13 protein-coding genes are annotated in these 14,030 nt (G+C 41.3%); 11 read left to right on the plus strand and 2 right to left on the minus strand.

The features are described from left to right. Window positions 1-16: 16 nt before the first annotated feature. A complete protein-coding gene (locus NST15_RS08770; RefSeq protein ID WP_007499382.1) occupies window positions 17-460 on the minus strand; it encodes a DUF2188 domain-containing protein in 444 nt (147 codons plus the stop codon). A gap of 159 nt (window positions 461-619) precedes the next feature. Between NST15_RS08770 and NST15_RS08775 the strand changes: the two genes are divergently transcribed. The 7 genes from NST15_RS08775 (at window position 620) to NST15_RS08805 (ending at window position 6,653) form a co-directional block, all read left to right on the plus strand. Continuing rightward, window positions 620-1,093 (plus strand): VOC family protein, encoded by a 474-nt coding sequence (locus NST15_RS08775; protein ID WP_342499014.1) that lies wholly within the window; start codon window positions 620-622, stop codon window positions 1,091-1,093. A gap of 48 nt (window positions 1,094-1,141) precedes the next feature. Then, window positions 1,142-1,555: an Rrf2 family transcriptional regulator gene (locus NST15_RS08780; protein WP_008343943.1), complete on the plus strand. Its 414-nt coding sequence runs from the start codon at window positions 1,142-1,144 to the stop codon at window positions 1,553-1,555. A 135-nt stretch (window positions 1,556-1,690) separates the two neighbouring features. Further along, entirely contained in the window at window positions 1,691-2,542 is an 852-nt protein-coding gene (locus tag NST15_RS08785; protein WP_008343941.1) for an SDR family oxidoreductase, read from the plus strand. A gap of 188 nt (window positions 2,543-2,730) precedes the next feature. Beyond that, a complete protein-coding gene (locus NST15_RS08790; RefSeq protein ID WP_076821672.1) occupies window positions 2,731-3,453 on the plus strand; it encodes a (Fe-S)-binding protein in 723 nt (240 codons plus the stop codon). 15 nt (window positions 3,454-3,468) lie between these two features. After that, entirely contained in the window at window positions 3,469-4,893 is a 1,425-nt protein-coding gene (locus NST15_RS08795; RefSeq protein ID WP_058213741.1) for a LutB/LldF family L-lactate oxidation iron-sulfur protein, read from the plus strand. Beyond that, a complete protein-coding gene (locus NST15_RS08800) occupies window positions 4,890-5,612 on the plus strand; it encodes a lactate utilization protein C (RefSeq protein WP_342499015.1) in 723 nt (240 codons plus the stop codon). The genes NST15_RS08795 and NST15_RS08800 overlap by 4 nt, the downstream gene beginning before the upstream one ends. A 132-nt stretch (window positions 5,613-5,744) precedes the next feature. After that, the gene (locus NST15_RS08805) at window positions 5,745-6,653 is read left to right on the plus strand and encodes a DMT family transporter (protein ID WP_224563478.1); all 909 of its coding nucleotides are present in this window, start codon (window positions 5,745-5,747) and stop codon (window positions 6,651-6,653) included. Window positions 6,654-6,664: 11 nt separating this feature from the next. Here NST15_RS08805 and NST15_RS08810 read toward each other — a convergent pair whose 3' ends face one another. Then, window positions 6,665-6,856, minus strand: coding sequence for a hypothetical protein (locus NST15_RS08810; protein WP_342499016.1), 192 nt, complete (start codon window positions 6,854-6,856; stop codon window positions 6,665-6,667). Window positions 6,857-6,967: 111 nt separating this feature from the next. Between NST15_RS08810 and NST15_RS08815 the strand changes: the two genes are divergently transcribed. From NST15_RS08815 to NST15_RS08830, 4 genes are all read left to right on the plus strand, one after another. Beyond that, the gene (locus NST15_RS08815; protein ID WP_342499017.1) at window positions 6,968-9,184 is read left to right on the plus strand and encodes an RNA ligase; all 2,217 of its coding nucleotides are present in this window, start codon (window positions 6,968-6,970) and stop codon (window positions 9,182-9,184) included. Between the two features lie 64 nt (window positions 9,185-9,248). After that, on the plus strand, window positions 9,249-9,959 hold the full coding sequence (locus tag NST15_RS08820; RefSeq protein WP_017359590.1) for a DUF421 domain-containing protein: 711 nt from the start codon (window positions 9,249-9,251) through the stop codon (window positions 9,957-9,959). 228 nt (window positions 9,960-10,187) lie between these two features. Continuing rightward, window positions 10,188-10,769, plus strand: a complete 582-nt coding sequence (locus NST15_RS08825; RefSeq protein ID WP_007499369.1) for a TetR/AcrR family transcriptional regulator — start codon at window positions 10,188-10,190, stop codon at window positions 10,767-10,769. 21 nt (window positions 10,770-10,790) lie between these two features. Then, complete coding sequence (locus tag NST15_RS08830) at window positions 10,791-13,934, plus strand: bifunctional cytochrome P450/NADPH--P450 reductase (protein WP_342499018.1); 3,144 nt, start codon at window positions 10,791-10,793, stop codon at window positions 13,932-13,934. Window positions 13,935-14,030: the final 96 nt, after the last annotated feature.

Raw genomic sequence — 14,030 nt, forward strand, 5'->3', positions numbered from 1 at the left:
TCGCCAAAGGGCGGTCTTATTTTGGCTTCACCACATCCTGAATCGTCCCGTCTGTTCTGTGGATGACAACTGCTGTTCCTTTTTTAGATGAAATCTCTTTCGCGCGGTCGATGGCTTCCTGTTTCGTTTCTTTTACCTCACTTGCACGCTTCGCTTTTTCAGTTTGAACCGCCCAGCCTTCATCATGTTTCACGACATGCTGCGCATGATCCATGAGCTCAGGTCGTGCAGAGCTGCTTTTCTTAGAAGGAGTCACAGAACCATGAGAGTGAAAGTCCTCCATTTCTTTTTCCGTCGCATTCTTTTTCCACTCTTTCGCTTGATTGATCGCAATTGGAATCGCTCTACCTTCTTCATAGCCTTCCTGCACCATTTTGTTGGCAATCTCAAGTGCTTTTTTTCGAATGACTTTGTCTAGTGATTGGAATGAAGCTGGATAATCTTCCATTGTCCAAGGCATATTGAACGCTCCTTTCTTTTATTTGAACACCTTCCCCCATATGCAATGGATCAAACATTTAACCATCTCAATCCAATGGCTTGGTTGAAATACATCGTTTTGCTGAGGAAGAATGTTTTCAATTCCTGCACAATAGAAGATAGTAAAGGAGTGATTGAAATGATGATGAAAGGCTTGTATGAAGCACATTTACCTGTGAGTGATTTGAAGGCATCCATTTCTTTTTATGAAAAATTGGAATTAACACTTGCTCATGAAAATGAACGAGTGGCCTTTCTATGGATTGAGAAAGGAAAGAGCTGGCTTGGCTTATGGAAGGCTGATATATCCACTATTCCATATCATCCAGCGACGCGACATGTAGCCTTCCAAATGGAAACATCCAGTATTGACCAGATCAAAGAATGGCTGATAGAAAAAGGGATCAGCATTCATCCGATGTTTGGTTTTTCGGAAGAGCAGCAGCCTTTAGTTCTTGATAATCCACCACAATTTCATGCCGCGATTTACTTTCTTGACCCAGATGGCAATTTGCTTGAATGCATAGCACCGCTTGAAATTGATGCAGGAGAACATCATGAGATGATGACATTTGAAGATTGGGAAAGAAAGAAACATCCGTTTATTGATTGACAAATGCATTCATTGTAACTATATTGATTACAACGGTGGTGAAGGAATGTGAAACAAATTAGCAGCAGGTATACCATTGCTGTTCATATCTTGTCATTTATTGCGGGTGTTTCAAAAGAGTGCACAGGGGATTTTATTGCAGAAAGTGTCAATTCAAATCCAGTCATTATCAGAAAAATGATGGCTATGCTCAAAAAGGCGGATCTCATTGAGATTCGCCGAGGAGTTGGCGGTGCTTCCTTAAAAAGGCCGGCAGAGGACATTACTCTACTAGATGTGTACCGGGCTGTGGATGTAAGCGCAGATGAAGAGTTATTTAACTTTCATCAACCAGTCATTGCATGTCCAATTGGTCAAGCCATGGATACGAGACTGCGGCAAGAACTTAAAGAAGCACAGTCCGCACTTGAGCATCATCTTAAACAAGTGACAATTAAGCAATTATTAATCGAGGCGGAGTAGAAAAAGCTCATACATAGAGCTTTTTTTACCCCTTCGTTGTAACCATTTTGATTATAACGAATGATCTGATGCAAGAAACCAGCTGCTTCATACATGAAACATCACCGTTGAACGAAAAATGAGGAGGTCAAATCAATGACATTATTAGTGACAGGTGCAACAGGACAACTTGGATCGCTCGTCGTCAAACATTTGCTCGCAAAAGTACCAGCTGAACAATTGGCGGTCAGTGTTCGAGATCCGCAAAAAGCAGTCCATCTAAAGGAAGCTGGGGTGGATGTGCGCAAGGGAGACTTCACACAGCCGGATACACTTCAATCAGCGTTTCAAGGGATTGATCGCCTTTTGATCATTTCGTCTGGGGATGGAGACCGCGTGAAGCAGCATATCAATGCCATCCAAGCAGCGAAAGCAGCAAATGTGTCATTTATTGCTTATACAAGTGTTGTCAATGCAAGAGAAAGTCAGCTTAACCTAGCACATGACCATGCAAAAACAGAAGAAGCAATTTTGGCCTCTGGCATACCTCATGTTTTTCTAAGAAACAATTGGTATGTGGAAAATGAAAAAGATACGATTCTGGCATCAGTGAACGGAGCGCCGTTTATCAGCCCAATTGGTGAAGGTAAAGTCGGCTGGGCAACAAGAAATGACTATGCAGAAGCAGCAGCAAATGCGTTAACACTGCCGGCACATGATCAGGAAATCTATGAATTGTCAGGACCGCTTCGCACACACACTGAACTTGCACAAATGGTCAGCAAAGTGAGCGGGAAAGAAATCAAAGTAGAGCACATGGATGTAGATACATTTGGAGAATTTTTAGCGTCAAATGGTGTACCGAAAGAAGCTGTTCCATTTGTCAAAGCGATGCAAAGCGGAATTCGCGATGGGGCATTAGCAGTCGAAAGCCATGATTTCGAAAAACTATTAGGCCGCTCTTTAACACCTATTGAAGATAGAATACGAGAAATGATGTCAAACTAAACATGTAAAAACGCCCTGTAAAAGGGCGTTTTTTTCATGTACCTTCACAAGCATGATGTCCAAATTTTAGACAAATCCGTTCGTTGAAATTTCAGAAATTTGGGATTAAAATGAAATGAAAGTCTATTATTTAGTCGTCAGATGACCAGATATAAATCAAGGTGCAGTAAAAGAAAGGAAGTTCGCCGATGAGAGTCAGTTTATTTGTCACCTGTTTAATTGACACGATGCAGCCACATGTAGGAAAGGCGACTGTTGAGGTGTTAGAGCGGCTTGGTGTTGAAGTGGAATTCCCTGAAGCACAAGTGTGCTGCGGGCAGCCCGCCTTTAACAGCGGCTATACAAAAGAAACAATCAAAGCGGCCAAAAATATGATGAAAGCCTTTGAATCAGCTGAATATGTCGTCACACCATCAGGTTCTTGTAAGGCCATGTTTTTAGAATATCCGCACCTTTTTAAAGAAGACCGAGCGTGGTTCGCCCGTGCTCAGGCACTTGCTGAGAAAACATATGAATTAACGGAATTTATTGTTGATATATTACATGTAACAGATGTAGGTGCGAGTTTGAAAGGAAAAGCCACCTATCATACCTCCTGCCATATGACGAGACTGCTTAGAATTAAGGAAGCGCCTTTCACACTGTTGTCAAATGTCAAAGATTTGGTGATGGAACCATTGCCTCGCGCTGAAAATTGCTGCGGATTTGGAGGAACTTTTTCAATCAAAATGACACCCATTTCTGAGCAGATGGTCGATGAAAAAGTACAAAGCATAGAGGAGACAGGCGCTGAATATATCATTGGTGCTGACTGTGGATGTCTGCTGAATATCGGAGGAAGACTGAATCGTCTTCATAAGCCAGTCAAAGTGATGCATATCGCAGAAGTGTTGAATAGCCGCTTAAGCTAAGAGGGGGAACGGCACATGAGTATGAAAATTGGAGAGAAGGCTTTTAAAGAGCGGATCGGCGAAGGATTAGAAGACGCTGTGATGAGAGGAGCTGTTTCTTCGGCACAGGAGCGTCTGTATAAAAGGCGGATGACTGCAAGTGAAGAGCTTGGAAACTGGGAAAAGTGGCGTGAACTTGGAGAGGACATCAGGCAGCATACACTGGCCCATCTTGATGACTATTTATATCAATTAAGTGAGAGCGTGAGTAGACGTGGAGGTCATGTGTTTTTTGCAAAAACAAAGGAAGAGGCATCGGCGTACATTCAAGATGTAGCACAAAAAAAAGCAGCAAAAAAGATCGTGAAATCAAAATCAATGGTCACAGAAGAAATTGAAATGAATCAAGCGCTAGAAGAGATTGGCTGCGAGGTAGTTGAAAGCGATCTTGGAGAATATATTCTTCAAGTTGATGACCATGAACCACCTTCACATATCGTGGCACCAGCCCTTCATATGACGAAAGAACAAATACGGGAAGTTTTTCACGAAAAGCTTGGATATGATATGTCAGAGACTCCTGAAGAAATGACCAAATTTGTAAGAGCTTTGTTACGAGAAAAATTTCTTGAAGCAGATATTGGTGTGACGGGCTGTAACTTTGCTGTGGCTGACACAGGATCGATTTGTCTTGTGACGAATGAAGGGAATGCGGATCTTGTCACGTCTATTCCAAAGACACATATCGCAGTCATGGGGATGGAGCGGCTTGTACCAACGATGGAGGAGCTCGATGTCCTTGTCGGTCTATTGTGCAGAAGCGCAGTCGGTCAAAAGTTAACAAGCTATATCTCTGTCGTGGGGCCAAAAGGAGAAGAAGAAGTTGATGGGCCAGAAGAGTTCCATTTGGTCATTGTGGATAACGGACGGTCAAACATATTAGGGACGGAATTTCAGCCAGTTTTGCAATGTATTCGGTGTGCAGCCTGTATCAATGTGTGCCCCGTTTATCGGCATGTTGGCGGTCATTCGTACGGATCAATTTACCCGGGTCCGATTGGTGCTGTTCTTTCGCCGCTACTTGGAGGATATGACGACTACCAAGAGCTTCCTTTCGCCTCAAGTTTGTGCGCAGCCTGTACAGATGCTTGTCCAGTGAAAATTCCACTTCACGAATTATTAATCAAACATCGACAAGTCATCGTTGAAAAAGAGGGGAGAGCGCCTAAAGCGGAAATGATGGCAATGAAAATGTTCGGAATGGGCGCATCCACTCCTAGAATGTATCGATTTGGAACAAAAGCAGCCCCTGTGCTCTTGAAACGTATGGCTTCAAACGGACAGATTTCAAAAGGTGCGGGTCCTTTAAAGAATTGGACAGAAATTCGTGACCTCCCAGCGCCAAGCAAAGAAAGGTTTCGGGATTGGTTTAAAAAGAAACAAAAGGAGGAGCGGCAATGAAAGGAACCATTTCTCATCGAGATCCATTTTTAGCACATATCCAGCAACAATTAGGCAAAAGCTCCTCCAAGCCTGCATCTATTCGGCGTCCGGTTTGGAAGCATCGAGTCAATTGGGAAACAAATGAAGGTCTGTCGAAAGAAGAATTGGTAGAGCAATTGAAGGTGCAATGTCAGCAAATTTATACGAAAGTGGTAGAAACAACGCCAAAAGAAGCACCCTCAACGTTACGATTATTGATGAAAGAGTATGGAGAAGGTCCTGTGATGACTTCGAGCGATAGACGTTTTGCACAATATGAATGTCATCCTATGTTTCAAGCCTTGCGGAAAGAAGGAATCTCAGTCACTAGCTGGAATGCAGATACATCAAGAGAAGAAAATATAAGGCAGGCAGAACAAGCGAAATATGCAGTGGTATTCAGTGATTACACACTTGCAGAATCCGGAACGGTTGTTCTTTCCTCCCATCAAGGTCAAGGGAGAGCACTTCATTTTTTACCGATGATGTATATCGTATGTATTGAAAAAAGCACAATTGTCCCGCGGATGATTCATGCTGCTTCAGCTCTTCATCGCTTAGTAGAAGAAGGAGAGCAGACGAAAGGCGCTATTCATTTTATATCAGGTCCAAGTAATTCTGCCGATATTGAAATGAATTTAGTAGTTGGTGTTCATGGGCCGGTGCAGGCTGTGTATGTATTAATAGATGATGAATGAGGCTTTCGTGAAGAAAGCCTTTTTTATGTAAACATTCTTAAAATTCATCTTGCCTCTAGGCGAATAGTCATAGTAAGATGACGTCATACAAGATGAGAAGCTCATCTACTGCTGATGTAAAGGAAGCTGCTAATGGAAATGAAGACAAATGCTCCAAAGAAGTCGATTGCGGTGCCGCTTGTGATCTCCATCATTGCGATTTCGTTTTCGGCCATTATTGTGAAGTGGTCAAGTGCGCCTGCTGCTATTTTAAGTATGTATCGAATGATATTTGCGGCGGTTTTGATGCTTCCGTTTATTCTGCCGCGTCAAAAAGAGTTTGTCTCGTTAAAGCGGAGAGACTGGTTTTTCTTATGTATGTCAGGTTTCTTTTTAGGGCTCCATTTTGTTTTGTGGTTCGGCTCATTGAAGCTCACCACAGTGGCGAGCTCTACAATCATCATTGCACTTCAGCCGATGGTGTCATTATTAGGCGGATTTCTCATTTTTCGTGAACGAACAACGAAGTCAGCCATTTTCACAATGTGTGCGGCGATTGTTGGTGCGCTCATGATCGGATGGGGGGATATCGGACATAGCCAAGACGCCATTATAGGAGACATTTTATCCTTTTTCAGTGTAATCGCTGTTGTTTGTTATTTATTAATCGGTCAACAAGCTGTGAGAAAGATATCTCATTGGATTTATAGTTTTTGTGTATTTGGTTTTGCCGGCCTTTTTTTAATTTTATTTAACCTTATACAGCAAACGCCTTTTGTAGGCTATTCGGGTAAAGAATGGGGGATTTTTTTACTGCTCGCCATTATCCCTACCATGTCCCATGTCATTAACAACTGGCTGTTAACCTATGTGAATGCGACAACTATTTCAATGAGTATTCTAGGAGAACCTGTTGGGGCAACGATACTCGCTGTTTTACTGCTTGGAGAGAAAGTCACGCTGCTGCAAATGTTCGGTGGTCTTCTTGTCCTTTTAGGTGTCTTTTTCTTTTTGATGCAGCAGCGACAAGGGATCGTAATGAAAACACAAAAATCCGGCTAACTCCCGGATTTTTACTCTTTTAAATGATTTTTTTCAACCACTCTGTTTAATCTAGCCTCTACTTTCTTTAATTCCACTTGTTTTCTTCTTATCATTCGAATGGCAATCACAATGATGGTCACGATCAATGCGATGAATAGAAGAGAAAATACTTGGAATACGATATCCCCAACATTGAATGCAGCACTCTCTTCATTAGACATATGTAACCCCTCCTTTCGATATCTATATATTACCATATTCAATAAAAGATTGAGATTTATCCATAATTTATCTATAATAGGTAAAATATCACTCATTAAAGGAGAACCATTATGAGAACTTTAGTCCTTTTACGAGGTCTCCCAGGTGCAGGTAAATCAACTTGGATCAAAGAACAAGGGTTAGAACCATATACATTATCAGCGGATCAGATCCGTCTGTTAACCCAGCCTCCGCAGTTATCAGTCAATGGGAAGCCGGAAATTTCAAGCAAACATGATCATAAAGTCTGGTCTTTATTATTTGAACTCCTCACAGCCCGAATGGAACGAGGAGACTTTACTGTCATTGATGCAACACATGTCACAAGTAAGTCCATTTCGCAGTATAAATCATTAGCTACTTCATATCGCTATAGAGTGTATGTCGTCGATTTTACGCAAGTGCCTCTTGAAACATCCCTGCTGCAAAATCGCGGTCGAGAGCCGCACAAAGTAGTGAAGGAATCTGTGTTATATCAAATGAATGAACGGTTAAAGACAGAGAAGGTGCCTTCATGGGTAACCGTTTTGACGCCTGAGGAATATCAAGCTATTATGACTTATCAGCCCAGATCTTTTGATCAGTATGAGGCCATTCACGTCTTCGGTGATATTCACGGCTGTTACACAGCTCTAAATACTTATTTGCAAAGAGACTTGAAAGAAAACGAGCTTTATATCTTTGCAGGTGATTTACTTGATAGAGGAATAGAAAACAAGGAAGTTTTAGAATGGATGCTGGCACATAGAGAATGCCGCAATGTGATCGTCATTGAAGGAAATCATGATCAGCATCTTTACAAATATGCACATGAAGAAAAAGTGAGAAGTAATATGTTTAACCGTCATACTGCGCCTGAAATTGCGGAAGCAGGTTTTGACCTAAAAGAATTAAGGAAGTTTGTCAGAACATTTCATCAGCTCACCTATTTTACGTATCATGGTCAGACATTTCTTGTCACCCATGGTGGGCTTGCTCATTTGCCAGAAGAGCTTCTGCATGTCTCAACGCAGCAGCTTATTCACGGAGTAGGTGAATATTCAGATGACATTGACCACTTATTTGTACAAAATACTTCTGGATTAGATATCATTCAAATTCACGGTCATCGCAATTTATATAGACTGCCTATCCAAGCGGCGGAAAGATCTTATAATCTCGAAGGTCAGGTTGAATTTGGAGGACAGCTGCGTGTGTTAAAAATTACAGCAGGCGGGATTGAGACACATGAAATTGACAATCCTGTCTACAGAGCTTCTGAAAACAAGCAACCGGTCTTTGTTCAGCCCAATGTGACGCTGGATGATTTTTTAGCCCATTTAGATCAGCATGAATATGTACAAGAATTAAAGCTGCCACACGATATTTCATCTTTTAATTTCACCAAAAAAGCATTTAGTGAAAGACAATGGGATGAAATAAATGTCAAAGCAAGAGGGTTGTTTATCAATATGACTTCAAAGCAGATTGTGTCTAGAAGTTATAATAAGTTCTTTAATATTGATGAACGTCCTGAAACAAGAATGCAGCATTTAGTGAATCATCTTCAATTTCCTGTGACGGTCTATGATAAAGCAAATGGCTACTTAGGCACGGTTGGGTTTAACGACATAAAAGATGAGCTGGTGTTTACGTCCAAATCGTATACGTCACATGTGAAGCAAAATCAGCATGCTGCTTGGGTCGAAGAGCTATTTTATGCGACCTTTGACGATGTGCAGGTCGATTACATCAAATCATACGTACGCGACAACCATGTATCCCTTGTATTTGAAGTCATTTTGCCAGAGAAAGACCCGCATATTATCACATATGATCATGATCAACTCATTTTACTTGATATCGTGAAGCGTCAGCTGAGCTATGAAAAAGAACCATTTGCTGAAGTGAAAAGGCTCAGTGAACAGCTTGGCATGCGGTGCAAACAGCAAGTGGCAGTGTTTCATGATTGGACCTCTTTCTATAAATGGTATCAATCTGTATCACATGATGACACAATCAAAGAAGAAGGTTATGTCATTGAGGATAACAGCGGCTTTATGACCAAGTTAAAGCTTCCTTATTATCAATTTTGGAAGCAAATGCGATCCATTAAACAGCGTGTTGCAGATAAGCGCTCCACCCAAAAATATATGCAGGCTTTGCAAACAGCAGAGCAAGCAAGATTTTATACATGGCTACTCGAGCAAGATCCAGTAAACGTGAGAAACAGCTCAATCATTGAGCTGCGTTCACAATTTGAGCAAACAGAAGCGGCCCATTTGAATAATGACGGAATAAATGCATAGTCTAACAAAGAGTCTTTTCTAAAGAAAAGGCTTTTTTTCATGAAATCGAAAGGTGGAAGCTGAAATGCCAGATCATATTGAAGTCATTCTTCGAACCATATTCGCTTTTGCTATTTTATTCGGCGGTGCCCGTCTTCTTGGAAAGCAAACCATTGCACAAATGAATATTTTTGATTTCATTGCGGCGATCAGTCTAGGTTCAATTGCGGCGAACTTGGCGTTTAATACTACGCTTCCGCTTCATCACACAACCATTTCTTTTGTGACACTTGTGATCATTATTTATGTGATTTCTTTACTTGCTTTAAGAAGCCGGAAGGTGAGAGGTTTTATGGCCGGTAAACCAACGCTTGTGATTCAAAATGGCAAAATCCTTGAAGAGAATATGAAAGGAATGAGGTATACACTTGATTATTTAAATCAACAGCTCAGAGAAAAGAATGTGTTTGACATTAGTGAAGTTGAATTTGCAATGATTGAAACAGATGGGCATATGTCGGTGAAAAAATACCCTTCATTTGATTATGTCACGCGAAAAGATCTTAACCTATGGATGCAGGCAGAGCGTTACATGCCCATTGAAGTCATTATGGACGGAAAGCTCATTTTGAAAAACCTTCATGAAAACCAATTAACGGAGCAGTGGATCTATGAAGAAATTCAAAAAAGGCAGCTGTCTTTAAAAGACATTGTTTATGCGGTTCGTTCAAGTAATGGCAGTTTATATATTGATACATATGACGATCACATCCATTCTCCAATTGACCAAGAATGAACATATAGTTCAGTCGACACCCGCGCGTCACAGAACTGCCAATATTTATAAGTCGTTTGGATGTCATCTATCTAGGTATCATTTCTCAATTATTATTATTTTCAAAAAATGTAGTGACGGAGAAAAATAAGTATGTTTAAGTATAAATAGAAGAATTTAAAATATTAATATAATATACACCAAGCGGAATGAATATTCATTCCTGATAAAACGAAAGGAGAGGATGAAATGCCCGCAGCAACTACTGATAAACAGGAGCAGATTATGAAGGCTTCTCTGGACTTATTTATTGAACGGGGTTTTGACGGTACAACGATGCCGATGATTTCGAAAAGAGCCAATGTTGGAGCAGGAACCATTTATCGTTATTTTGATAGTAAAGAGGCTCTTGTGAACATTTTATACCAGCGAAGCCTGACTGCATTTATCGACAAGGTGAATACAAACAGTCCAGACCCTAAAGCAAGCATTAGGGCTTATTTCAAACATGTCTTTTATTGCTTAGTGCTCTTTACAAAAGAGAATCCAAGTGGTCTGTACTTCTTAGAAATTGACAAACGCTCACACTATTTAGATGAGACAAGTAAAGAGAAGATGCAGCAGCTATTAAATGAGCTATTTCATATTTTTGAAGAAGGCAAAAAGGATGGAATTCATCCAAATCTTTCAGGGAGAACGATTTTATCCATTGTATTTGGAGCGTTCGTTCAGCTTCATAAACAGATTCTAGCAGAGGAAATTGAACCAACGATTGAATTTTTAGAAGATATTGAGCAATGCTTATGGCGTGCCATTAGCGTTGCATCATAAAGAAATAAAGGGAGTGGGCACATGCAACAAACATCAATCATTCCAAAACCAAAAACATACGGACCTTTAAAAAATATTCCTCATATCAAAAAAGGAGAGCTTTCTCAAACCTTTTGGCGGCTGGCAGATGAATTAGGGCCGATCTTTCAGTTTGAATTTTCAAAAGCAACAAGTATTTTTGTTTCCAGCCATGAACTTGCTAAAGAAGTATTTGATGAGAGGCGTTTTGATAAATTCATTGGAAGCAGTCTCAATAAAGTGAGAACATTTTCAGGGGATGGGTTATTCACAAGTTGGACAGAAGAGCCGAATTGGAGAAAGGCTCATCACATCTTGATGCCGGCGTTTAGCCAGCAGGCCATGAAGGGCTATCATGAGATGATGCTCGATATTGCCACACAGCTTGTACAAAAATGGCAAAGAACGGGCCGTGATGAAGAAATTGAAGTAGCAGAAGATATGACAAAGCTCACTTTAGATACGATCGGGCTATGCGGTTTTGATTTTCGATTTAACAGCTTTTATAAAGAAAATCAACATCCATTTATTGAAAGCATGCTGAATGGTTTAAATGAAGCGATGGATCAAGCAAGCAGATTGCCGGTCGCAGATAAATTAATGATCAAAAGAAGAAAAGAATTTGAACAAGATGTTGATTTTATGAAGCAATTAGTAGATGACATTATTCAAGAACGGAAAAAACAAGATAAAACGGGCAATGATTTACTATCTCTCATGCTACATGCAAAGGATCCTGAAACAGGTGAACGCCTGTCGGATGAAAATATCCGTTATCAAATCATTACCTTCTTAATAGCAGGTCATGAAACAACAAGTGGATTGTTGTCATTTGCGATTTATTTTTTACTAAAGAATCCAGACAAATTAAAAAAAGCCGTACAAGAAGCAGACAACGTGCTACAAGGCGGACTGCCGACATTTAAGCAGGTTCAAAAACTAAGTTATACGCGTATGGTCTTAAATGAAGCACTTCGCCTCTGGCCGACGGCGCCTACGTTCTCTCTTTATGCGAAAGAGGATACAGTCATTGGAGGAAAATATCCGATCCAAAAAAACCAAAGTGTCAATGTGCTGCTTCCTAAATTACATCGGGATCAAGCGGTTTGGGGGGAGGATGCAGAAGAATTCAAGCCTGAACGTTTTATGCATCCTGAAAAGATTCCACAGCATGCCTATAAACCGTTCGGAAATGGCCAGCGTGCATGTATTGGGATGCAATTTGCCCTTCATGAAGCCACGATGGTTCTGGCGATGGTTCTGCACAACCTTGAACTGATTGACCATACGTCGTATGAACTGGATTTAAAAGAATCTCTGACCATTAAGCCGAATGATTTTAAAATCAAAGTGCGGCCAAGAAAGCAGCAATTCTTTATGGCGCCTCCGAAAGAAGAACCAACAAAAAGCACGGCATCTGCTGAAGCAAAAATAGCGAGTCATGGAACACCGCTATTGGTCTTGTACGGATCAAATCTGGGCACAGCAAAGCAGATGGCAAACGAATTTGCTGAAGACGGGAAAGCAAAAGGGTTTGACGTGACAACGGCACCGCTTGATGATTATACTCGAAAGTTACCAGAGTCAGGCGCAGTTTTAATTGTAACGGCTTCATACAACGGTCATCCGCCTGATCATGCGAAACAGTTTGTGGATTGGGTGACGCAGGATGAGGAGCAGGATCTATCAAATGTGACATTTGCAGTCTTTGGGTGTGGGGATCGAAATTGGGCGAGCACGTATCAGCGTATTCCTCGTCTGATTGATGAAGCACTTGAAAGAAAAGGGGCGAAGCGTGTAACGGATATTGGTGAAGGCGATGCGGGCGGTGATATGGATGAAGATAAAGAAACATTCCAGAAGACAGTCTTCGATGAGCTTGCAAAAGAATTCAATTTAACCTTGCAGGAGAAACGCCAAGAAAAGCCAAACCTATCCATTGCATATACGAATGAGCTAGTGGAACGTCCTGTTGCTAAAACATACGGTGCCTTTTCAGCTGTTGTATTGAAAAATCAAGAATTACAATCTGAAAAAAGTACCCGCCAAACAAGGCATATCGAACTTCAATTACCTGAAGGCAAGCACTATAAAGAAGGAGATCATATCGGAATCGTGCCAAAAAATAGTGCAACACTCGTTCAGCGAGTGACCGATCGTTTTAAGCTCGATCCAGATCAGCACATGATACTCTCTTCGGAAAAAGAAGCAAGTCATTTACCATTAAATCAGCCAATTCAAGTCGGAGAATTGCTGGCGTCACATGTAGAGCTGCAAGAGCCTGTGACACGTACTCAGCTAAGAGAACTTGCAAAATATACGGTATGCCCACCTCATCGTATTGAACTTGAACAAATGGCGGGAGAAATTTATCAAGAAGCTGTATTAAAGAAGCGTGTGACCATGCTTGATTTACTAGAACAGTACGAAGCATGTGAACTGCCATTTGATCATTTCTTAGCCCTTTTACCAGGATTGAAGCCTCGTTATTACTCGATCTCCAGTTCGCCAAAGGTAGATGAAAAGAGGCTTAGTATCACAGTAGCTGTTGTGAAAGGAAAATCATGGAGCGGACGCGGTGAATATGCAGGCGTCGCATCAAACTATTTATGCGGACTGCAAGAAGGAGATGAAGTGGCCTGCTTCCTTCATGAAGCTCAAGCAGGATTCGAAATGCCGCCTTCTCCTGAAATACCAATGATCATGATTGGACCAGGAACAGGTATCGCCCCGTTTAGAGGGTTCATTCAGGCAAGGGAAGCTTGGCAAAATGAAGGGAAGTCGTTAGGTGAAGCCCATCTTTATTTTGGCTGCCGCCACCCGCATGAAGATGATCTGTATTATGACGAAATGCAGCTTGCACAAGAAAAAGGAGCCGTCACCATCCACCGTGCTTACTCTCGCTACGAGGAGCAAAAAGTGTATGTCCAGCACTTCATTAAAAATGATGGAGCCAAGCTCATTGAATTGCTCGACAAAGGCGCCTACCTGTATATTTGCGGGGATGGAAAGGTCATGGCACCAGATGTCGAGGCAACACTTATTGAACTGTATCAGACTGAGAAACAGTGTGCGAAAGAAACAGCTGAACAATGGCTGACATCTTTAGCCAATGACAACAGATATGTAAAAGATGTATGGAGCTGATCATGTTGAAAAGAAGACAAAGGGCTAAAATAAATCACTTTTTAGCCCTTCGTCAACAATCTTGAAACCGCCAAAATGGCGGTTTTTCTTTTTTCA

The organism is Bacillus sp. FSL R5-0820 (genome assembly GCF_038593385.1).
Lineage (GTDB): Bacteria > Bacillota > Bacilli > Bacillales > Bacillaceae > Bacillus > Bacillus altitudinis.

Coding starts and splice junctions, on each gene's coding strand:
- NST15_RS08770 (WP_007499382.1), bottom strand. CDS start 460: ATGCCTTGGACAATGGAAGATTATCCAGCTTCATTCCAATCACTAGAC.
- NST15_RS08775 (WP_342499014.1), top strand. CDS start 620: ATGATGATGAAAGGCTTGTATGAAGCACATTTACCTGTGAGTGATTTG.
- NST15_RS08785 (WP_008343941.1), top strand. CDS start 1,691: ATGACATTATTAGTGACAGGTGCAACAGGACAACTTGGATCGCTCGTC.
- NST15_RS08790 (WP_076821672.1), top strand. CDS start 2,731: ATGAGAGTCAGTTTATTTGTCACCTGTTTAATTGACACGATGCAGCCA.
- NST15_RS08795 (WP_058213741.1), top strand. CDS start 3,469: ATGAGTATGAAAATTGGAGAGAAGGCTTTTAAAGAGCGGATCGGCGAA.
- NST15_RS08800 (WP_342499015.1), top strand. CDS start 4,890: ATGAAAGGAACCATTTCTCATCGAGATCCATTTTTAGCACATATCCAG.
- NST15_RS08805 (WP_224563478.1), top strand. CDS start 5,745: ATGGAAATGAAGACAAATGCTCCAAAGAAGTCGATTGCGGTGCCGCTT.
- NST15_RS08810 (WP_342499016.1), bottom strand. CDS start 6,856: ATGTCTAATGAAGAGAGTGCTGCATTCAATGTTGGGGATATCGTATTC.
- NST15_RS08815 (WP_342499017.1), top strand. CDS start 6,968: ATGAGAACTTTAGTCCTTTTACGAGGTCTCCCAGGTGCAGGTAAATCA.
- NST15_RS08820 (WP_017359590.1), top strand. CDS start 9,249: ATGCCAGATCATATTGAAGTCATTCTTCGAACCATATTCGCTTTTGCT.
- NST15_RS08825 (WP_007499369.1), top strand. CDS start 10,188: ATGCCCGCAGCAACTACTGATAAACAGGAGCAGATTATGAAGGCTTCT.
- NST15_RS08830 (WP_342499018.1), top strand. CDS start 10,791: ATGCAACAAACATCAATCATTCCAAAACCAAAAACATACGGACCTTTA.